Source organism: Gracilibacillus halophilus YIM-C55.5, assembly GCF_000359605.1.
GTDB classification, from domain to species: domain Bacteria; phylum Bacillota; class Bacilli; order Bacillales; family Amphibacillaceae; genus Gracilibacillus; species Gracilibacillus halophilus.
This window is the reverse complement of sequence record NZ_APML01000004.1, coordinates 19,231-39,788: the sequence shown is the minus strand read 5'-3', so window position 1 is coordinate 39,788 and position 20,558 is coordinate 19,231. Positions and strand designations below refer to the sequence as shown.

Genomic DNA, 20,558 nt, shown 5'->3' with positions numbered 1-20,558 from the left:
CTCAGCTTCTTCTGTTTCTTTATAATCAAGGAGTGAAGATATGCTTGAACAACAAAATTGGCGATTGATGCATTTACATCGCATAAAGGGAATGACTCGCCCTTTGCTTCGAAAAGTGCTTAATGAGGATGCATCTCTCTCTTCGATCTATCAGTGGACGTCAACACAATGGAAGGAAACATTTCATATCGATAAGGAACGAGCCCATTTCATCGCGCAACAATTGCAACGCGTTGACATCAAGAAAAAGATTGTTCATGAAAGAAACAACGATCACATTCTCACCATCTATGACCCCGATTTTCCTCAGGCATTACGTACCATTCCAGATCCACCCCTAGTCCTTTATCTTCTTGGTCATAAACAGTTACTTTCTCAAATGCCAAACATAAGTGTCATTGGTACACGATATCCATCGAATCAAGCGGAAACGGTGATGCGTTATTTATTACGACCTATTCTTTTGAAAAATTGGACAATCATTAGCGGAATGGCACTCGGCATTGATGGATTAGCTCATCAATTGGCGATCGAATATCAGACATCAACGATTGCCGTATTAGGCTGTGGTTTTTCACATATTTATCCGAAAAAACATCAAGCATTATTCGATCAATTAAAACAGCACCATCTCATCATTTCAGAATACCCTCCAGAAACCCCACCTAAGAAATATCATTTTCCTGAACGGAATCGAATTATTAGTGGACTTAGTTTTGCGACAGTTGTGGTAGAAGCGAAGCGTCGTAGTGGAAGTTTAATTACGGTTGATCAAGCATTAGAACAAGGTCGAGAAGTTTATGCCGTCCCAGGATCTGTTTTACATGAAACGAGTGAAGGATGTCATCAATTAATTCAAGACGGTGCCAAGCTGGTCTTTCAATCCCAAGATATTCTAGAGGATTGGGAGCACCATCGATCTCTTTGGGAGAAAGAATCGAAATAATTTGGTACCATCCAATGATTCTCAAAAAAATATTTTGATATGTTTGACAAATGATAGGAAAGTATTTAATAATGAGGAAGATTATCGTAACATGAATGAATAAAATAAAAAATATAGTGAAATGAATGCCTCTTGGGAGGGTATGAGAGTTTATGGCAGAATATCTCGTTATCGTGGAATCGCCAGCAAAGGCGAAAACAATTGAAAGATATTTAGGAAAGAAATATAAAGTAAAAGCTTCGATGGGGCATGTTCGTGATCTACCGAAAAGTCAAACCGGGGTAGATGTCGAGCAAAATTATCAGCCCAAATATATTACCATTCGAGGAAAAGGACCAGTTTTAAAGGAATTAAAGACAGCTGCGAAAAAGGCAGATAAAGTGTTTCTTGCGGCTGACCCTGACCGTGAAGGTGAAGCGATTGCTTGGCATTTAGCGTATAGTTTAGGCATTGATGTTCAGTCCGAATGCCGTGTTGTATTCAATGAAATTACCAAAGATGCAGTGAAAGAATCATTTAAGCATCCTCGAACGATTGATATGAATCTCGTTGATTCACAGCAAGCTAGAAGAATCCTCGATCGATTAGTTGGTTATAATATTAGCCCATTATTATGGAAGAAAGTTAAAAAAGGATTGAGCGCAGGACGTGTTCAATCCGTAGCAGTGAAAATGATTATTGACCGTGAAAATGAGATTAAACAATTTAAACCAGAAGAATATTGGAGTATTGAATCAATATTTGAAAAAGATCAATCAACGTTCGAAGGGTCATTTTATGGTTATGATGGTAAAAAACAACCACTTAACAATCGTGAGGATGTTGATCATGTGTTAGATCGCTTGGATGGGAATCAATTTTTAGTCGAAAAAATAAAAAAACTGAACGGAAACGAAACCCATCTCCTGCATTTACCACATCATCTCTCCAACAAGAAGCGGCAAGAAAATTGAATTTTCGGGCTCGAAAAACGATGATGGTTGCGCAACAACTATATGAAGGTATTGATTTAGGGAAAAAAGAAGGTGGCATTACCGGGCTCATCACATATATGCGTACAGATTCTACCCGCATTTCAAATACTGCCAAGAATCAAGCGAAAGACTATATTGAATCACAATATGGTAAGGAATATATCGGAAAGCAAAAAAGTCAAAAGACGCAAGAGGGAGCACAAGATGCACACGAAGCCATTCGACCAACTGGTGCTCATCGCTCACCACAATCATTAAAATCCGTATTATCACGTGATCAGTACCGGTTATATAAATTAATTTGGGAACGTTTCATTGCCAGTCAAATGGCCCCAGCGATTATGGATACGATCACTGCACACTTAACCAACCAAGGTGTTGAATTTCGTGCATCAGGATCAAAAATTAAATTTAAAGGGTTTATGAAAGTTTATATTGAAAGCAGTGACGATCAGAAGAAGAATGAAAACAAATGGTTACCAGATTTAGAAGAAGGTACGTATGTTAAAGCGCAAAAGATGGAACCGAATCAACACTTTACACAGCCACCGCCACGGTATACAGAGGCAAGGCTCGTACGTACATTAGAAGAGAAAGGAATTGGTAGACCTTCTACGTATGCCCCGACATTGGATACGATTCAACGCCGAGGGTACGTGACATTAGATAATCGTCGATTTGTGCCGACGGAATTGGGTGAAATTGTTATTGGTTTATTAGAAGAGTTTTTCCCAGAAATTATCGACGTCACATTTACGGTCAATATGGAGGATGATTTGGACGCAATTGAAGAAGGAAAATCACAGTGGCTCCAAGTCATTGACTCTTTCTATCAAGGGTTTGAACAGCGTCTTAAAAAAGCGGAAGAAGAAATGGAAAAAGTGGAAATCCGCGATGAACCAGCTGGCATTAATTGTGAGAAATGCGGTCACGAAATGGTTTATAAAATGGGACGCTATGGTAAATTTTTAGCATGCTCCAATTTCCCTGATTGTCGGAATACAAAGCCCATTTTAAAAGAGATCGGTGTAAAATGCCCGCGATGTAAAGATGGTAACATTGTTGAGCGTAAAACGAAAAAACGTCGAACCTTTTATGGGTGTGACAACTATCCAAATTGTGAATTTATTTCATGGGATAAACCAGTAGCTCGTAACTGTCCAAAGTGTGAATCGATCTTAGTAGAGAAAAAGAAGAAGAAATCGGTTCAAGTACAATGTATCGAATGCGATTATAAAGAAGAGCCTCAAGGATAACGCTAATGTAGAGTTTGCTATGATTACGATAGCAAACTCTTTTTTCTTTTAGGAATACATACTGAAATGATATGATACCTTTGTAGTTGTTTAGGAATCCTTGCTATTGGGAAAATGTATAGTATTCCGAATATTTTGACAATTTAGCGAAATGAATTGTCTTTTATAGGAAACTGTGATAAGATTTTATCGCCAAACGAGGTGAGATCATTGAGCGTTTTTACAACATATTGGATATCTTTTAAGGGATATTTACAAGTTGAAAAACAAGCATCCTCACATACCATTCATGCTTACTATAAAGATATCGATGACTTTTTTCAGTTTTTAACAGCTGAACAACTTCATGACATTCATATTCAACACACGAATGTTCGTAACTATTTAACGACACTGTATGAAAAAGGATTGTCACGTCGATCGGTTGCTCGGCATATATCGAGCTTAAGAAGTTTTTATCATTTCTTAGTGAGAGAGAATGTAGTGAGTGATAATCCTTTTACGAGTATTCATTTGCCGAAAGCCCTACATCCGATTCCGGAATTTTTTTATGCGGAAGAATTAGAGAAGTTATTTGAAGTCCATGATCGAAGTACTGCCATTGGACAGCGAAATCAAGCGTTGATTGAAATCGTGTATGCAACAGGGATGCGTGTGAGTGAATGTGTACATCTACATATAACAGATATTGATTTTTCATTACAAACCGTTCGTGTGATGGGAAAAGGGAATAAGGAGCGGTATATCCCATTTGGGCGTCTGGCAAAAGATGCACTGCATCAGTATATCGAGGATGGACGCTCCACATTAATGAAAAAAGCGAAGCAACATACTGATATTGTGTTCTTAAATGCAAGAGGAACTCCCTTGACGGATCGAGGCGTGCGTTACGTGTTAGAAAAAGTAGTAAAAGATGCGGCGTTGACATTAAAAATTCACCCACATAAACTACGCCATTCATTTGCCACTCATTTATTAGATAATGGCGCTGATTTACGTACCGTTCAAGAATTATTAGGTCATAAAAATATATCGACAACACAAATTTATACACATGTGTCAAAAGAACGATTGCATCATGTTTATCAATCAGCACACCCAAGAGCCAAACAATAACGTATACAAAGGAGTGTATCGAAATGGAGCAATTTCATGCAACAACGATCTTTGCAATTAAACATAATGGAAGTGCTGCTATGTGCGGTGACGGACAAGTCACTTTAGGCAATCAAGTGGTTATGAAGCATTCGGCTAAAAAAGTTCGCAAGTTATATCACGGTAAAGTGTTAGCCGGTTTTGCTGGTTCAGTTGCGGATGCATTTACGCTATATGAAAAATTCGAAGCCAACCTTGAAACGTATGATGGCAATTTGTCTCGGTCGGCAGTTGAGCTAGCCAAAGAATGGCGTAGTGATAAACAATTACGGAAACTAGAAGCGATGTTAATTGTCGTCAATAAAGATTCGTTATTATTAGTATCCGGTACAGGTGAAGTCATCGAACCAGATGATGGGATTTTGGCCATCGGTTCGGGTGGAAATTATGCTTTGAGTGCAGGAAGAGCGTTGAAAGCACATGCACCACAGCTGTCTGCCAAAGAAATTGCAAAAGCGTCGTTAGAGATAGCTGGTGATATTTGCGTGTTTACCAATCAAGAACATGTACTAGAAGTGCTTGATGAATAGAAGGAGGTCGTGAAATGTCAATGGATTTTACCCCAAAACAAATCGTTGCCAAGTTAGATGAATATATCATTGGACAAAAAGAAGCGAAAAAGTCAGTAGCTGTTGCACTCAGGAACCGTTATCGAAGAATGCAATTACCGGAAGAGATGCGAAATGAAATTGTACCGAAAAACATTCTCATGATCGGTCCAACTGGGGTAGGGAAAACAGAAGTCGCAAGGAGAATGGCAAATCTTGTGGGCGCCCCTTTTGTAAAAGTAGAAGCGACAAAATTTACCGAGGTGGGTTATGTAGGTCGTGATGTTGAATCGATGGTTCGTGATCTTGTTGAAACCTCGGCAAGAATGGTAAAGGAAGAAGAAATGGAGAAAGTCCGTGACAAGGCAGAAGAACAGGCCAATCAGCGAATGGTGAAAATTATGGTGCCAGACAAAACGAAAAATAAGCAATCGTCGATGAAAAATCCATTTGAAATGTTTATGCAAAATCAAACGGCTGATCATGATGAAACAGAGACCGATGAGGACCAGCAGAATAAGAAACAGCGTAGAGAGCAAACGAAACGTCTTTTAGAACTAGGAGAGCTTGAAGATAAAGTGATCTCCATCGAAGTGGAAGAGCAGTCTTCTTCAATGTCTGATATGTTTCAAGGTTCTGGTATGGAACAAATGGGGGCAAACTTTCAAGATATGTTGAGTCAGTTTATGCCTAAGAAAAAAAAGCAGAGAAAGCTCCCTGTACGTGAAGCGAGGAAAATTCTAACACAACAAGAAGCGCAAAAGTTAATTGATCAAGATGAAGTCAATCAAAAAGCAATCGAAAGAGTCGAGCAAACAGGGATCATATTTATTGATGAAATGGATAAAGTAGCGGCGAAACAAGAGCAGTCGGCCAATGTTTCTCGTGAAGGTGTGCAGCGAGATATTTTGCCAATCGTTGAAGGATCAACCGTGATGACGAAATATGGTTCAGTAAAAACGGATCATATTCTGTTTATCGCATCTGGTGCTTTTCATATGGCGAAACCTTCAGATCTCATTCCCGAATTACAAGGGCGTTTTCCTATTCGAGTAGAATTTGATAAATTAACGGTAGCTGATTTTGAACGAATTTTACGAGAACCATCGAATGCACTATTAAGACAGTACCAAGCGTTACTAGAAACGGAAGGCATTACGATTAGCTTTACAGAAGAAGCTGTGCGCCGTTTAGCTCATATTGCTCATGAAGTGAATCAAGAAATGGATAATATAGGAGCTAGAAGACTCCATACGATTTTAGAGAAATTGTTAGAAGAGCTGTCGTTTGAAGCATCTGATATTGGTATGGGGAATATCGAAATTACCGAAGCATATGTTGATGAGAAGTTAAAAGAAATCGCAACCAATCAAGACTTAAGTCAATACATTTTATAGATAGGCGGTGATAGTGTGGAATTATTAGAAAAAACACGATCGATTAATGCGTTGTTACAAACGACGAATAAATCAGTAGACTTCTTAGAAATGGCGCAAACTTTACAACAAGTGATCGAGGCTAATGTATTTATTGTGAGTCGGAAAGGGAAGCTGTTGGGCTTTTCGATTAATCAACAGATTGAAAATGAACGTATGAAGCATATGCTTCATGAACGTCAATTTCCTGAAGAATATACGGATCATTTATTTCATATAACGGAAACCACAACCAATATTGATATCGATAGTGAATATACAGCGTTTCCGGTAGAAAATCGTGAATTATTTAAAAATGGATTAACAACTATTGTCCCTATTATTGGCGGTGGTGAACGTTTAGGCACGTTGATATTAAGCAGGCTTGAAACGAACTTTGAACATGATGATCTAGTATTGGCTGAATATGGTGCTACAGTTGTTGGCATCGAAATTTTACATGAGAAAACCGAAGAAATTGAATCAGAAGCACGTAGTAAAGCTGTTGTTCAAATGGCCATCAATTCTCTGTCATATAGTGAATTAGAGGCCATTGAACACATTTTTGAAGAACTGGATGGACAAGAAGGATTATTAGTAGCTAGTAAAATTGCTGACAGAGTAGGTATTACGCGCTCAGTGATTGTCAATGCCCTAAGAAAGCTTGAAAGTGCTGGCGTCATTGAGTCACGTTCATTAGGAATGAAAGGTACTTACATTAAGGTACTAAATGATAAATTTTTGTTTGAATTAAAAAAAGAATCATGAAATAAAAAAATCTATTACCTTCCGAAAGGTAATAGATTTTTTTATTTATTTTTAATTCGACATTTATAGACAAAATGGAACAAACGAAAATGGGAAAAAAGGCTCATTATAAGGAAAATCATCACATACTTTAGTCAGAATATGATGATAAGTCATAGACATCTAGCGCTATTTATTTTACAATGTTCGATATAAGATATGATTTTATGACGGTTTATCCAAAAATGGAGGAGTAAAGATGTCTTTTTTCGGAAATACGATTCAGACGTTAGAGCAGTCTATGGATTATGCAAGTTTAAAAAATCGTACGATCTCAAATAATATTTCGAATGTTGATACACCGAATTACAAAGCAAAGCAAGTACAGTTTCAAGACGTGTTAAACAATGAAATGAATACATCCTTTCAATCAAAGCAAACGAATCCACGTCATTTAGCATTTGGTCAATCAAATGAAAACTCGTTTCGGGTAACGACAGATCAGTCGACACAATACAACCATAACGGGAATAATGTCGATATAGATAAAGAAATGTCTGAATTAGCGAAAAATCAAATTTATTATCAAGCACTGACCAATCGAATAAATGGTAAATTTAATAGTTTACAATCTGTCATTAGAGGAGGAAACTAATCGATGTCAATATTTGGAGCAATGAATACGAGCGCAAGTGGTCTGACCGCTCAACGGTTACGAATGGACACCATATCATCAAATATTGCGAATGCAAATACAACGAGAGCGACAATCAACGAAGATGGTGAATACGAACCATACCGTCGCAAGATGACAGTCTTTCAACCGAAAGATGAAGGCTTTTCCTCCATTTTGCAGCGGGAAACGGCTAGAGGTGAGAGTTCTGGTAGTGGTGTGAGAGTCACAAGTATCGAAGAAGATGATGAGCCGTTTAAACAAGTATATAATCCCAATCATCCAGATGCTGATGAGAATGGCTATGTCGAGATGCCGAATGTCGATCCGTTAAAAGAAAGAGTCGATATGATGAGTGCGACAAGGTCATATGAAGCCAATGTCACAGCAATGAACGCTTCTAAATCCATGCTCATGAAAGCTTTAGAGATTGGCAGATAAATAGTGAACTGGAGGCATACATAAATGAATATTGATTCTATTACACAAATGGCAAATACGAATCCGACCCAACAAAAACAGCAGGATATAACCGTTGGCGAAGCACAACAATCGTTTGCCAACTCATTGAAAAATGCGATTGATCAAGTGAATCAAGCACAGCAAGCATCCAATCAAAAAACAGAAGCTTTGGCAAAAGGTGACATTGATAATTTACATGATGTCATGGTAACAGCACAGAAAGCGAGTATTACGCTACAAACAGGTGTAGAAATTCAAAAGAAAGTCGTTGATGCTTACAACGAAGTCATGCGTATGCAAGTATAATGGAATGGTAAGTATGGAGTTTTTGGGGGCAAAAAATGAAGGAAAAACTAAAGATATACAAGGATAAAATAACTGAATATTACAAGTCGATGGGTAAAGGAAAAAAGATTGGGTTATTTGGTGGCATTGGTTTTATTATCGCTTTGATGATTGTTATCGGCGTTATGGCCAATTCTTCAAATATGGTTCCGTTGTATAGTGATCTATCAGTGCAAGAAATTGGCCAAGTCAAAGAAGAACTTGATGCACGAGGAGTGCCCTACGAAATAGGGTCAGCGGGAACATCCATTCAAGTACCCGATGAATCAGCCGATCAATTACTCGTCGATTTAGCCGCTCAAGGCATACCGGATAGTGGTAATATTGATTATTCATTCTTTGCAGAAAATAGCTCTTGGGGGACAACGGATAACGAGTTTGATGTCATGAAACTTGATGCGATGCAAACCGAACTTTCTAATCTTATCGCGTCGATTGACGGGATTGAAAGTGCGGAAGTCATGATTAATCAACCAGAAGATCCTGTGTTTGTGAGTGATCAAGAGCAGCCATCATCGGCATCAGTTGTACTGCAAACACAACCAGGATATCAGTTTCAGCCAAATCAAATAAGTTCTCTTTATAATTTAGTGGCAAAATCAGTTCCAAATCTATCTACTGATAATATCGCCATTATGAATCAAAATTTTGAGTATTTTGACCAAAATAATCAAAATAATATGGCAAATTCGAATGGAAATACATATAACGAACATCAACAAATCAAAGATGAGATAGAACAAGATGTTGAACAACGCATTCAGCGAATGTTAGGTATGATGATTGGTCGTAATAAAGTAGCGGTTTCAGCGACAGCCGATGTTGACTTTACACAAGAAACAAGAGTCGAAAACCGTGTTGAGCCAGTGAATGAAGAAAATGATACTTTGCCAGTTAGTGTGGAAACCATCACAGAATCCTATACGGGGAACCCACCGATAGAAGGAGAAGCCGGTACCGGTGAAGGAGAAGTTCCGAACTATCCAGCAGGCGAAGAAAATCAGAATGGCGATTACGAAATGGTGAAGGAATCCGTGAATAATGAGTTTGACCGAATCAAGCGAGAAATTGTCGAAAGCCCATATAAAGTTCGTGACTTAGGCATTCAAGTAGCAGTCGATAATACGAGAGAAGCAGAAGATGGTACAGTCGAAGAGTTGACCCAACAAGAGCAACAAAATGTTGAGGATAGCATTGCTTCTATACTCGATTCAGTTATTAGCACATCGATTGATGGAAGCTATGGTGAAGTCAACCCAGCGGATAAAACTTCAATTGTATTTCAACCGTTTAATGGCAATGAAATGCCAACCAATACCGGTGTCACACCAGTTATTCCGATGTGGGCATATATTGTTGGTGGATCACTCCTTGTGATTATCATCGCCTTATTATTTATGTTACGAAGAAGAAGAAAAGATGACACGGTAGAAGAAGTGCAAACGACAGCTGTTCGTACCGAAGAAGAAGAGGAAGTACCACCTATTACACAAAATGACACTTCTGATGAAGCTATGCGCCGAAAACAATTAGAACAATACGCACAAGATAAACCAGAAGAATTTGCCAAATTATTACGTAGTTGGCTAGCTGAGGACTAAAGGAGGTTAATAAATGGCAAAAAAGAGACAACAGCTGACAGGAAAACAGAAAGCAGCAATCTTATTAATCTCTTTAGGACCAGATGTATCAGCACAGGTGTACAAACACCTTACGCCAGAAGAAATCGAAAAGTTAACGTTAGAAATTTCCTCTGTAAAAAAAGTGGAGAATGATCAAAGAGATGAAATTTTAGAACAATTCCATGAAATTGCCATGGCGCAAGACTATATTTCTCAAGGCGGAATTAGCTATGCAAAAACAGTCCTAGAGAAAGCATTAGGTGAGAATAAAGCTGGTGATATCCTCAACCGGCTGACCTCATCATTACAAGTAAAGCCGTTTGATTTCGCTAGAAAAGCTGATCCATCTCAAATTATTAATTTTATTCAAAATGAGCATCCACAAACGATCGCACTTGTTCTATCATACTTGGATTCAGAACAGTCAGCACAGATTCTTTCTGAATTGCCACAAGAATTACAAGCAGACATTGCCAAGCGAATTGCTGTTATGGATTCTACATCACCAGAAATCATCGCTGAAGTGGAACAAATTTTGGAGCGTAAATTGTCTACGACGGTTACGCAAGATTATACACAAACGGGTGGCATTCAGTCTGTTGTCGAAGTATTAAATGATGTGGACCGCAGTACAGAACGGACCATTTTGGATACATTAGAAATTGATGATCCTGAACTCGCTGAAGAAATTAGAAAACGTATGTTTGTATTTGAAGATATTGTGGCTCTTGATAACCGAGCGATTCAGCGTGTGATTCGAGAAGTGGAAAATGAGGATCTACAGATGGCATTAAAAGTAGCGAGTGAAGAAGTACAAGAAATCGTATTTAATAACATGTCAACTAGAATGGCTGACACCTTCAAAGATGAGATGGAATTTATGGGACCTGTTCGTCTACGTGATGTAGAAGAAGCACAATCACGTATCGTTTCTACAATCAGAAGGTTAGAAGAAATTGGTGAAATTGTGATTGCTCGAGGTGGAGGAGATGATATTATTGTCTAACGCTTCCACTCGAAAAATAGCGATTAAACCTATTCAAACGTTGAATATCGAAAAGGAACCAAATCAAAGTCAAGAAGATTTTCAAGATATTCAAGATCAAATAAAAGAAGCGAAACAGCAGTTACGAGATGTCAAACAACAAATCGAAGAACAGAAAAAAGCTGCAAACGAAGAAATTGATCAAATGAAACAACAATGGGAAGAAGAACGACAAGCTGATCAAGAAAAAGCGCAACAAGAAGGTTATCAACAAGGCTTCGAACAAGGAAAAAATGATAGTGTCAAACAATATGAAGCATTCATCCAACAAGGACGTGACGTTGTTCGTCAAGCAAATCAAGATTATGAAGATATTATTCAAAAGAGTGAATCATCTATCCTTGAAATTGCATTGGAAGTAGCCGAAAAGATTGTTTATCATTCTTTAAGCGAAGATCATGAGCTGTATACTAACATGGTACGTCGCGCCATTAATCAAGTGATGAACCAAACAAGTGTAGAAATCTATTGTGTGCCTGCACACTACCAAAAGGTACTCGATAACAAAGAAGAGCTGATGCATATTCTTCATCAACGTGCCGAATTATCGATTTATCCAGATGAACAGTTGCAAGAAGGACAAGTAATCATTGAAACTCCTTACGGCAAAATCGATGCATCGGTTGACACGCAGTTAGAAGAAATACGCTATCGATTAGCTCAAGTTGTGGAGGAGATGACTCGTGAACAAACAAGTACTACTGGATGAAATACATAATATCGATCCATATAAACGATATGGAAAAGTCGATCGAGTCATCGGCTTGTTGATTGAAGCAAAGGGTCCAGAAGCTCGAGTCGGAGAAGTTTGTTACATACATACAAATGATCAACATCGTATCATGGCTGAGGTGATTGGTTTCGAACAAGAGAAAGTTTTGCTGATGCCATATACGACAGTGAATGATATTGCAGCTGGATGTTTAGTTGAAGCAACAAAACACGCATTGAAAGTATCGGTCGGTCGTTCGCTTATTGGCAAAGTGATTAATTCTACCGGTGATATGTTAGATGGATCGATCATGCCAAAAGGACTTGTCGAATATCCGACTGAGCAAGAGCCTCCCAATCCGCTCGAACGTCCGAGAATTTCTGAGGCCATACCTATTGGTGTCAAAGCGATTGATACGATGCTTACAGTTGGTAAAGGGCAAAGAATTGGGGTTTTTGCTGGTAGCGGTGTTGGTAAAAGTACATTAATGGGTATGATTGCTCGAAATAGTGAAGCAGATATAAATGTGATCGCACTGATTGGTGAGCGAGGGAGAGAAGTCAAAGAATTTATTGAACGTGACCTTGGTGAAGAAGGGTTAAAAAAATCAATTGTTGTTGTCGCCACATCTGATCAATCAGCATTAATGCGAATTAAAGGTGCTTATACCGCTACAGCCATCAGTGAGTACTTTCGTGACTTAGGCTATCAAGTGAATTTAATGATGGATTCGATAACGCGTGTCGCCATGGCGCAACGGGAAATTGGCCTAGCAGTTGGCGAACCACCAACGACGAAAGGTTACACGCCATCGGTATTTTCTATCTTACCTTCATTACTTGAACGTACTGGTGCCAGTAAAAAAGGGTCCATCACAGCGTTTTATACAGTATTAGTCGATGGTGATGATTTAAACGAACCAATTTCAGACACTGTTCGAGGAATTTTGGATGGGCATTTTGTCCTTGATCGGAAATTAGCAGAAAAAGGACAATATCCAGCAATTAATATTTTGAAATCTGTCAGTCGTGTCATGCCTGAAATTGTTGATCAACAAACGTTACAACATCTACAAAAGATTCGATCGATCTTATCAATTTATGAGGATAATGAAGAATTAATTCAAATTGGCGCTTATAAACGAGGTTCTAATCAGCAAGTGGATGAGGCCATACAATTAAAGCCCAAAATCGATCAATTTTTACAACAAGGCATGAATGAACATGTCGATCGAGCGACAGCTTTAGAACAATTATTTCAAGTCATTCAAAGGAGTGCTTCCTAATGGCTGACGTACAAAGCCTCGAAAAAATGAAAATGATCAGAAATCAGGATAAACAACAAGCGCAATTTGTTTATCAGCAAAAAGTAGATGAATTCGAGACGTTGGCCAATCAACTGGTGGATTTATTAAGAAAGAAAGAAGTAATGGAAGCCAAATATAATGAATGTTTGTCTAACCAACAGTCGATACAAACCATTCATTCTTATCATAATTATTTGCAACATTTAACACCAACGATTATGGAATTGCAACAACGAGTCAATCGAGCGAGAGATAACATGAGACAAGCTCAAGAGAAATTGACAGAACAGCATATTGAAGAAAAGAAAATGGAAAAGCTCATTGACCGTAAACGATCGCGTCAATATGAACTTGATAAAAAATCTGACATGAAACTGATGGATGATATTTCTTTGCAACAGTATTTGAAGAGCAAGGGTAGGTGAAGAAATGGCTAGCAATTCAGAAAAAAAACCAGGAATATTTCAATGGATTATTGTCATCATCGTTCCATTAATTTTTGCGCTAGTCTTGACTTTTGTCGTTTTACAATTCATGGGTATCGACGTTGTCAGTAAATCAAAAGATGTGCTCAATCAAGTACCATTTATTTCAGAGAAAATCACAACTGATGAAGAAGCATCGCAACAATCAGAATTAGAGGAGAAAGATTCAACCATCGAAGAAAAGAATAATCAAATTAGCAATTTAGAATCTCAAATTGCTGAAAAAGATAGCCAGATTGAACAATTGCAAAGTGAAGTCGAAGAATTGTCGACACAACTATCAGAGATGGAAGCTGAAAACAGTGAAGAATCAGGTCCTAGCACAGAATCTGTTGAAGAGTATGTCACATCGTTTGAAGCAATGGATCCTGAAACAGCTGCTCCGATTATTGAAAACATGGAAAATCAATTAGCATTGGCCACACTACAATCCATGGGTTCTGAAGTTCGTGGAGAGATTTTGGCTGCAATGGAGTCAGAAACCGCAGCGACATTTGCAGATCAATTACTCAATCAAGAATAAACTCTTTTTATCATTTGAAAGGGGGTGAAAATGATGTTCGTACAACCGGCAAATGTAGCGGCTAACATCATGCAACAAACGACAACGAGTCAAGAAAACACAAAAGGTAATACGAGCTTTCGACAAATGTTGTTAGGTACAAATGCTTCATCAGAAGGTCAGAGTCTACTACAAACGATGAATCAGCAGAATCAAGCGAGTATACGCAAATTTTTGCAACAGGCCTCTCATGAGGATGTTCAATCAATACTTAAAAATTTTAGTCAAGCATTGTCGCCAGAAGTATCTAAAGATCGTATGACACAATTATTTAATGAGATGGGCATTTCATTAAATGAGAAAGAATTGCAATTGATCGTCGAAAGCATGAGTGAAAATACACAAAATGTACAAAGCGAGTTGCAAAACATGACGACAGATGAGTTGCAAACCATTATTGGGAAGTTATCTCAAGCTGCTCAAAATCAACTGTCTGATCAAGAAAAAAATCAGCTGTTGAGTGAACTTACGTCAATTGGTGAAAATGAAAAATTAGATTTGAATCAGCTATTTCAGCCATTCGATCAAAGTTGGCTACAAATACTGCAGTCATCATCGACGTCATCTAGCAGTGACACGAGCAATGTAAAGGAAGAAGCACAGTCACTTTGGAATCAAGTAAAATCATTGCTTCAGAAGCTGCAATCAAATGGCTCAAGTAAAGACATGAAGCAGCTATTAAATGTATTACAACAATGGACACAACTGGCAAAGTCAGATGGACAGGCGCTAGCAAGTGTCATGCAGTCGATTCCCAATCAACAGTCGAAGGCCGTCTGGCAGAAATTATTAGAAAACTATCAAAGCAGAGCTTCCGTCAGTAACCAGTATCAAAGTCCAACAAAAGTGACTCAGCAAGACTTGAGTCGATGGTTGCAGCATGCTTTAGACAATCAAGATGTGTCGCTCAAACAGGAAATGACACAAACGCGATCAGACAGTACGTTGATGATGAATCAACAGCCAACGTCAAAAGTGCAACAATACGTCATGCATGTACAGCAAACGAATCAAACACAAGAAGTAAATCAAAAGCAAATGCTCGATCAATTTCAACAAATATTAAAGTCGAGTCAATTCATGAAAACGGCGAACGGTTCAAATCAACTTTCGATCCGTATGCAACCCGAAAATTTAGGGAATATGACGGTCCGTTTCACTCAAATTAACGGCGAAATGGCTGTAAAAATGATTGTTTCATCACAAGCAGCCAAAGAAATGCTCGAAGGAAACATGGCACAGTTACGCCATATGTTCTCTCCACATCAAGTTGTTGTAGAGAAACAAGATATGACGACAACCTTTTCGAGTCAGCAAAAATTAGCGGATGATAACAACCCATCCGATTCCGATACGCAAAGTCAAGAACAGGAAGACTGGGAAGAAAATGAAAATGATGATGAGCAACAAGAAGAAACATCCTTTTTTGATTTATTAATGGATCAGAAAGTGTAGGTGATACAAATGCCAACTATTGATTCATCCTTATATCTATCGAATCAATCACAAACGAGAGAACCATCGAGCAATTTGGGAAAAGAAGATTTTCTAAAGATTCTCATGACCCAATTACAAAATCAAAACCCATTAGATCCGATGAAAGACAAAGAATTTATTTCCCAAATGACGACATTCTCGCAGATGGAACAAATGATGAATATGTCAGAATCAATCGATCAATTAGTAAAGAATCAATCCGTGTCCCCAGTCATTCAAAATAGCCATTTAATCGGGAAAGAAGTTTCCTATTACAAATTTGATGAAGAGACTGGTGAAATTATTGAACCAAAAGAAACATTGACTAGTAAAGTAGAAGCTGTGTCCCAAAAAGATGGTTATGGCGTATTAGAGTTAGCCAATGATACCGATATTTTCACCGATGAGGTGTTGAAAATCGAACAGGATACATCTGAACAGCAGTCTTCTACTCAGGATGGTAGCAATGGATAATCGAATTCATGCGTTTCATCCGACGGTTCTGCCCAAATCCAATTCATCGCGAGCGAAAACGAATCACACCGATTTCTCACAGCTATTAAAACAGGCAGAAGGCGTTCAGCTAAGTAAACATGCAAAACAGAGGATGGAACAGAGACAAATTGAAGTGAGTGACGAACAATGGTCACAAATACAGACGAAGTTAGATGAGGCAAGGCAAAAAGGCGTGAAAGACTCCCTCGTATTAACCGATCAAGCGGCTTTTATTGTGAATACGAAAAGCAATACAGTCGTCACAGCGATGAATCGATCGGAAGTGCAAGATAAAATTTTTACAAATATTAATGGTACAATCTTAATTTAATTTGCTGGACCCATACGGGAGGCAAACCGCTACGGAATGACAGAAGTAGCAGATTGTAAGAAAGGATGAGTATAAAGCATGTTACGTTCAATGTATGCAGGTATTTCAGGAATGAAAGGCTTCCAAACGAAACTTGATGTGGTAGGAAACAATATTGCCAATGTGAATACAGCTGGTTTCAAAAAAGGACGAACAACCTTTCAAGACATGATGAGTCAATCGATCAACGGAGCAAGTGCGCCAACGGATCAACGCGGCGGTATTAATCCACAACAAGTGGGAACGGGTTCACAAACAGGATCAATTGATAATCTTCATACCCAAGGGAACCGCCAAACGACAGAGCGCCCACTTGACCTTCAACTAGAAGGCGATGGTATGTTTGTATTTGGGACAGGTTTAACAGATACTGACGGAAATACCGGTGAGGACTTTGATGCTACTTCAGGCTTAGACCTAGAGGATACGAATATTGAATATTCCAGAGCTGGTAATATGTATTTAGATGATGAAGGTTATATTGTCAATGCCAATGGACAATACCTTATTGGTAAAACAGATGTTGCAGCAGAAACCGATGGTAGTGGAAATAGGGTTGATGATCCATCAGCAGTTGATGGAACAGGTGATTTTGAGTCTGGATCAGATGGTGTGACGGATAATATTTATGGTCGTATTCAGATTCCAGACAATGCGGAAAGTTTTAGCATACAAGGTAATGGCACAGTGAATTATGTTCAAAATGGAGAAACCATGCAAGCGGGACAAATTATGCTTTCGAAATTTTCCAATAGTGGTGGACTTAACAAAGTAGGTTCAAACATGTTCCAGGACTCAGTCAATGCGGGACAAATGGAACAAGTAACAGGTGAAGTAGATGTTGATGGAGATGACGGCTTTGATGATCAGGATATTACTACGTTATTTGCTCCTGAAAATGAAGGAACAGCTTCCATTGTTTCTGGTGCGTTAGAAATGTCGAATGTGGATTTATCTGAAGAATTTACATCCATGATTACTGCACAGCGTGGTTTCCAAGCGAACACTCGTATCATTACAACATCAGACGAAATCTTGCAAGAATTAGTTAATCTCAAACGATAAAGGAGGTTAAGGGATGAGGGTTTTTTCCCTCGTCTCTACCTACTATGATTCAATTAACCAAGTTAAATAATGACACATTAACGGTCAATGCTGTGTATATTGAGCGGGTGGAGTCGTTTCCAGATACGACGATTACGCTTGTCAATCAAAAAAAACTATTTGTAAAAGAATCAGAAGAAGAAGTCGAGCGTTTAGTGACAAACTATTATCAGTCAATTGGGATCTACCAACTTAGTAGAGAAATAGGTGATGACGATGAATCCTAAATTAATGAAAATTTTAGTTACAGCATTAGTTGTGATTACGATCGGCGGGGCAGTTGCGCTTTATTTTGTACTGAATAATTCTTCCGAAAGCGAAGCAATGACGATTGATGAAATGGTAGATTATTCGTATACGACGAGTGAAATGCGTACCGATTTAGAAGATGGGAGTTTTGTTCTCATACAATTTCAATTTGTAACGAATAGTAAAGCAGCAAAAGCCGAGATTGAAAAACGCGAATTTCAAGTGAAAAACGAATTTATTAAAGAATCAGTATCTTTAACAACAAAAGATTTTAAAGAAAATTTAACCAATTTGGAAGAACATATGCAATCGGTGATGAATCAAAAAATGACAGAAGGTTCGATTACGGATGTTCTCATCACAAGTAAAGTGATTCAATGATAGCTTCTCCGCATAAGGAGGTGGGACTATGGCAGACGAAGTCTTATCACAAAATGAAATTGATGCATTATTATCTGCCATTTCATCTGGTGAAATGGATGCAAATGAATTGAAAGAAGAAGAAAATGATAAGAAAGTTCGTGTATACGACTTTAAACGAGCACTACGCTTTTCAAAAGATCAGATTCGCAGTATCTCAAGAATTCATGACAATTTTGCGCGGCTTTTGTCAACTTATTTCTCGGCACAGTTACGCACATATGTACATATTTCCGTCGCATCTGTTGATCAAATACCATATGAAGAATTTATCCGTTCCATACCATCCAAAACGATTTTAAATGTATATAGTGTAGAACCACTCGATGGACGGATGATCTTTGAATTCAATCCGAACATATCTTATGCAATGTTGGATCGAATGCTTGGTGGTAAAGGGACAAGCGTAAATAAAGTGGATAACTTAACCGAGATTGAAACCACATTAATGTCACAATTGTTCGAAAATGCACTTGAAAATCTCCAGGAGGCGTGGAGTTCAGTCGTTGAAATTGACCCAATTCTTGAAGATTTTGAGGTAAACCCGCAGTTTTTACAGCTTGTGTCACCGAATGAAACTGTCGTTGTTGTTTCTTTGGATACAACCATTGGTGAAAGTACAGGCATGATTAATATTTGTATCCCACATGTGGTATTAGAACCAATCATCCCCAAGTTATCGGTACATTATTGGATGCAAAATGATAAAAAGAAAGAACGAAAACCGGAAGAGTATGAATCGATTAGTAAAAATATCGAAGGTGCCAAGATGGATTTATCAGCTCGATTAGGTGAGAGCCAGATTACGTTAGAAGAGCTGATGTTTTTATCCGAAAATGATACGATTTTACTCGATCAGCCTATTGATGACCCACTACTTTTATATGTGGATGATCATCCAAAATTTCATGTGCAACCTGGTAAGAAGAAACATAAGCTGGCTGTACAAGTGATAGACGAAATACAGGGAGGGGATCCGAATGATGGATGACGGCATGTTATCACAAGATGAAATAGATGCACTATTAAAAGGCACAGATGATACGAACGATAGCACTGAGGATACTTCTGCTGATCAGGAGCAACCTTCCGATGATGCGTTATCAGAACTAGAGAAAGATGCAATTGGTGAAATTGGGAATATTTCGTTCGGTAGTTCTGCTACTACTTTATCAACATTATTAAATCAAAAAGTTGAAATTACGACCCCAGTGATTTCTGCAATCGACAAGGGAGAATTAGAGGAAGAATTTCCTGTTCCTTATGTCGGTGTTGATGTTCAGTATACGGAGGGCATCAGTGGATCGAATTTATTTATGCTCGAATCGAAAGACGCAGCCATTATTGCTGACTTAATGCTTGGCGGAAATGGTGAGGTTGATTCAGAAGAGTTAAATGATATCCACTTAAGTGCTGTGCAAGAAGCGATGAATCAAATGATGGGGACGGCAGCGACAAGCATGTCAACGGTATTTGGTAATAAAGTGGATATATCTCCACCTGAAATTTCAGTCATTAATGTCGCAGAAGATATCAATAATCAACATATACCTGATGACGATGTCTTAGTGAAGGTGTCGTTCCAATTACAAATTGGTACATTAATCGATTCGAAAATTATGCAGTTGATTCCTGTTCCATTTGCGAAAAAGTTAGTCGATGAATTATTAAACGCACCTGATAGTCAAGAGGAAACATCTGCAGGTAGTACGCAACAGACTGAAGACGAACCAAATACAACTGCAACAAAGGAATCCAGTTCAGAGATGAGTCAATCGACGCCAAATACGAGCGCTCAACAGCCACAACAAGAAAGACAGCAACGTGGCCCGCAACAAATTGGTGGCCAGACACCGCCAAATGAGCCGGTACAAACTGCTTCATTTAGCGACTTTGATCAAACTGAGCTCGCCCAAGAAGAGAAACGAAACTTAGACTTATTAATGGATATTCCGTTGCAAGTAACGGTTGAACTTGGAAGAACGAAGCGAACGGTCAAAGACATTTTAGAACTTACTTCGGGTTCGATTGTCGAATTAGACAAGCTTGCTGGTGAACCTGTTGATATATTAGTGAATCAAAAATTAATCGCAAAAGGTGAAGTTGTCGTCATTGATGAAAACTTTGGCGTACGTGTGACAGACATTGTCAGTAAAGAAGATCGCTTAAAACAACTAAAATAAAATGGTCA

General features: G+C 38.4%; 22 protein-coding genes and 1 pseudogene. All 23 read left to right on the top strand.

Annotated features, from left to right (window positions below; genetic code table 11):
- Nucleotides 1-40: 40 nt before the first annotated feature.
- Nucleotides 41-946 (top strand): DNA-processing protein DprA, encoded by a 906-nt coding sequence (gene dprA, locus J416_RS00800; protein WP_003462928.1) that lies wholly within the window; start codon nt 41-43, stop codon nt 944-946.
- 152 nt (nt 947-1,098) lie between these two features.
- Nucleotides 1,099-3,176: pseudogene (topA, locus tag J416_RS00795) on the top strand (type I DNA topoisomerase).
- 210 nt (nt 3,177-3,386) lie between these two features.
- Nucleotides 3,387-4,292, top strand: a complete 906-nt coding sequence (gene xerC / locus J416_RS00790) for a tyrosine recombinase XerC (protein WP_003462925.1) — start codon at nt 3,387-3,389, stop codon at nt 4,290-4,292.
- 23 nt (nt 4,293-4,315) lie between these two features.
- The gene (gene hslV / locus J416_RS00785) at nt 4,316-4,861 is read left to right on the top strand and encodes an ATP-dependent protease subunit HslV (RefSeq protein ID WP_003462924.1); all 546 of its coding nucleotides are present in this window, start codon (nt 4,316-4,318) and stop codon (nt 4,859-4,861) included.
- Nucleotides 4,862-4,875: 14 nt separating this feature from the next.
- The gene (gene hslU / locus J416_RS00780; RefSeq protein ID WP_003462923.1) at nt 4,876-6,276 is read left to right on the top strand and encodes an ATP-dependent protease ATPase subunit HslU; all 1,401 of its coding nucleotides are present in this window, start codon (nt 4,876-4,878) and stop codon (nt 6,274-6,276) included.
- Between the two features lie 15 nt (nt 6,277-6,291).
- Nucleotides 6,292-7,062 (top strand): GTP-sensing pleiotropic transcriptional regulator CodY, encoded by a 771-nt coding sequence (gene codY, locus J416_RS00775; RefSeq protein ID WP_003462922.1) that lies wholly within the window; start codon nt 6,292-6,294, stop codon nt 7,060-7,062.
- Between the two features lie 238 nt (nt 7,063-7,300).
- A complete protein-coding gene (gene flgB, locus J416_RS00770) occupies nt 7,301-7,696 on the top strand; it encodes a flagellar basal body rod protein FlgB (RefSeq protein WP_003462921.1) in 396 nt (131 codons plus the stop codon).
- Between the two features lie 3 nt (nt 7,697-7,699).
- Entirely contained in the window at nt 7,700-8,155 is a 456-nt protein-coding gene (gene flgC, locus J416_RS00765) for a flagellar basal body rod protein FlgC (RefSeq protein ID WP_003462915.1), read from the top strand.
- Between the two features lie 24 nt (nt 8,156-8,179).
- Nucleotides 8,180-8,482: a flagellar hook-basal body complex protein FliE gene (fliE, locus tag J416_RS00760; protein ID WP_003462913.1), complete on the top strand. Its 303-nt coding sequence runs from the start codon at nt 8,180-8,182 to the stop codon at nt 8,480-8,482.
- 35 nt (nt 8,483-8,517) lie between these two features.
- Nucleotides 8,518-10,122, top strand: a complete 1,605-nt coding sequence (gene fliF / locus J416_RS00755) for a flagellar basal-body MS-ring/collar protein FliF (RefSeq protein ID WP_003462912.1) — start codon at nt 8,518-8,520, stop codon at nt 10,120-10,122.
- A gap of 13 nt (nt 10,123-10,135) precedes the next feature.
- Nucleotides 10,136-11,149, top strand: coding sequence for a flagellar motor switch protein FliG (gene fliG / locus J416_RS00750; protein ID WP_003462909.1), 1,014 nt, complete (start codon nt 10,136-10,138; stop codon nt 11,147-11,149).
- The gene (gene fliH, locus J416_RS00745) at nt 11,142-11,897 is read left to right on the top strand and encodes a flagellar assembly protein FliH (RefSeq protein ID WP_169331754.1); all 756 of its coding nucleotides are present in this window, start codon (nt 11,142-11,144) and stop codon (nt 11,895-11,897) included. The genes fliG and fliH overlap by 8 nt, the downstream gene beginning before the upstream one ends.
- The gene (gene fliI, locus J416_RS00740) at nt 11,872-13,185 is read left to right on the top strand and encodes a flagellar protein export ATPase FliI (RefSeq protein ID WP_003462902.1); all 1,314 of its coding nucleotides are present in this window, start codon (nt 11,872-11,874) and stop codon (nt 13,183-13,185) included. Before fliH ends, fliI begins: the two co-directional genes overlap by 26 nt.
- Nucleotides 13,185-13,631: a flagellar export protein FliJ gene (fliJ, locus tag J416_RS00735; protein ID WP_003462899.1), complete on the top strand. Its 447-nt coding sequence runs from the start codon at nt 13,185-13,187 to the stop codon at nt 13,629-13,631. The genes fliI and fliJ overlap by 1 nt, the downstream gene beginning before the upstream one ends.
- 4 nt (nt 13,632-13,635) lie before the next feature.
- Nucleotides 13,636-14,214 (top strand): MotE family protein, encoded by a 579-nt coding sequence (locus J416_RS00730; RefSeq protein WP_003462896.1) that lies wholly within the window; start codon nt 13,636-13,638, stop codon nt 14,212-14,214.
- Between the two features lie 33 nt (nt 14,215-14,247).
- On the top strand, nt 14,248-15,708 hold the full coding sequence (locus J416_RS00725) for a flagellar hook-length control protein FliK (RefSeq protein ID WP_003462892.1): 1,461 nt from the start codon (nt 14,248-14,250) through the stop codon (nt 15,706-15,708).
- 9 nt (nt 15,709-15,717) lie between these two features.
- On the top strand, nt 15,718-16,203 hold the full coding sequence (gene flgD, locus J416_RS00720) for a flagellar hook assembly protein FlgD (protein WP_003462890.1): 486 nt from the start codon (nt 15,718-15,720) through the stop codon (nt 16,201-16,203).
- Nucleotides 16,196-16,555 carry a TIGR02530 family flagellar biosynthesis protein gene (locus tag J416_RS00715; RefSeq protein WP_003462887.1) on the top strand — a complete coding sequence of 120 codons (360 nt, stop codon included), beginning with the start codon at nt 16,196-16,198 and terminating at the stop codon, nt 16,553-16,555. The genes flgD and J416_RS00715 overlap by 8 nt, the downstream gene beginning before the upstream one ends.
- Nucleotides 16,556-16,633: 78 nt before the next feature.
- Nucleotides 16,634-17,659 (top strand): flagellar hook-basal body complex protein, encoded by a 1,026-nt coding sequence (locus J416_RS00710; protein WP_003462883.1) that lies wholly within the window; start codon nt 16,634-16,636, stop codon nt 17,657-17,659.
- A 44-nt stretch (nt 17,660-17,703) separates the two neighbouring features.
- The gene (locus J416_RS00705; protein WP_003462880.1) at nt 17,704-17,925 is read left to right on the top strand and encodes a flagellar FlbD family protein; all 222 of its coding nucleotides are present in this window, start codon (nt 17,704-17,706) and stop codon (nt 17,923-17,925) included.
- Complete coding sequence (locus J416_RS00700; RefSeq protein WP_003462877.1) at nt 17,915-18,328, top strand: flagellar basal body-associated FliL family protein; 414 nt, start codon at nt 17,915-17,917, stop codon at nt 18,326-18,328. The genes J416_RS00705 and J416_RS00700 overlap by 11 nt, the downstream gene beginning before the upstream one ends.
- A gap of 28 nt (nt 18,329-18,356) precedes the next feature.
- Nucleotides 18,357-19,358, top strand: coding sequence for a flagellar motor switch protein FliM (gene fliM / locus J416_RS00695; RefSeq protein WP_003462874.1), 1,002 nt, complete (start codon nt 18,357-18,359; stop codon nt 19,356-19,358).
- The gene (gene fliY / locus J416_RS00690; RefSeq protein ID WP_003462871.1) at nt 19,348-20,550 is read left to right on the top strand and encodes a flagellar motor switch phosphatase FliY; all 1,203 of its coding nucleotides are present in this window, start codon (nt 19,348-19,350) and stop codon (nt 20,548-20,550) included. The genes fliM and fliY overlap by 11 nt, the downstream gene beginning before the upstream one ends.
- The last annotated feature ends 8 nt before the right edge of the window (nt 20,551-20,558 follow it).

Bases quoted from the DNA above. Each gene is read 5' to 3' on its own strand.
- dprA (WP_003462928.1), top strand. From the start codon at position 41: ATGCTTGAACAACAAAATTGGCGATTGATGCATTTACATCGCATAAAG.
- hslV (WP_003462924.1), top strand. From the start codon at position 4,316: ATGGAGCAATTTCATGCAACAACGATCTTTGCAATTAAACATAATGGA.
- hslU (WP_003462923.1), top strand. From the start codon at position 4,876: ATGTCAATGGATTTTACCCCAAAACAAATCGTTGCCAAGTTAGATGAA.
- flgB (WP_003462921.1), top strand. From the start codon at position 7,301: ATGTCTTTTTTCGGAAATACGATTCAGACGTTAGAGCAGTCTATGGAT.
- flgC (WP_003462915.1), top strand. From the start codon at position 7,700: ATGTCAATATTTGGAGCAATGAATACGAGCGCAAGTGGTCTGACCGCT.
- fliE (WP_003462913.1), top strand. From the start codon at position 8,180: ATGAATATTGATTCTATTACACAAATGGCAAATACGAATCCGACCCAA.
- fliF (WP_003462912.1), top strand. From the start codon at position 8,518: ATGAAGGAAAAACTAAAGATATACAAGGATAAAATAACTGAATATTAC.
- fliG (WP_003462909.1), top strand. From the start codon at position 10,136: ATGGCAAAAAAGAGACAACAGCTGACAGGAAAACAGAAAGCAGCAATC.
- fliJ (WP_003462899.1), top strand. From the start codon at position 13,185: ATGGCTGACGTACAAAGCCTCGAAAAAATGAAAATGATCAGAAATCAG.
- J416_RS00730 (WP_003462896.1), top strand. From the start codon at position 13,636: ATGGCTAGCAATTCAGAAAAAAAACCAGGAATATTTCAATGGATTATT.
- J416_RS00725 (WP_003462892.1), top strand. From the start codon at position 14,248: ATGTTCGTACAACCGGCAAATGTAGCGGCTAACATCATGCAACAAACG.
- flgD (WP_003462890.1), top strand. From the start codon at position 15,718: ATGCCAACTATTGATTCATCCTTATATCTATCGAATCAATCACAAACG.
- J416_RS00715 (WP_003462887.1), top strand. From the start codon at position 16,196: ATGGATAATCGAATTCATGCGTTTCATCCGACGGTTCTGCCCAAATCC.
- J416_RS00710 (WP_003462883.1), top strand. From the start codon at position 16,634: ATGTTACGTTCAATGTATGCAGGTATTTCAGGAATGAAAGGCTTCCAA.
- J416_RS00705 (WP_003462880.1), top strand. From the start codon at position 17,704: ATGATTCAATTAACCAAGTTAAATAATGACACATTAACGGTCAATGCT.
- J416_RS00700 (WP_003462877.1), top strand. From the start codon at position 17,915: ATGAATCCTAAATTAATGAAAATTTTAGTTACAGCATTAGTTGTGATT.
- fliM (WP_003462874.1), top strand. From the start codon at position 18,357: ATGGCAGACGAAGTCTTATCACAAAATGAAATTGATGCATTATTATCT.
- fliY (WP_003462871.1), top strand. From the start codon at position 19,348: ATGATGGATGACGGCATGTTATCACAAGATGAAATAGATGCACTATTA.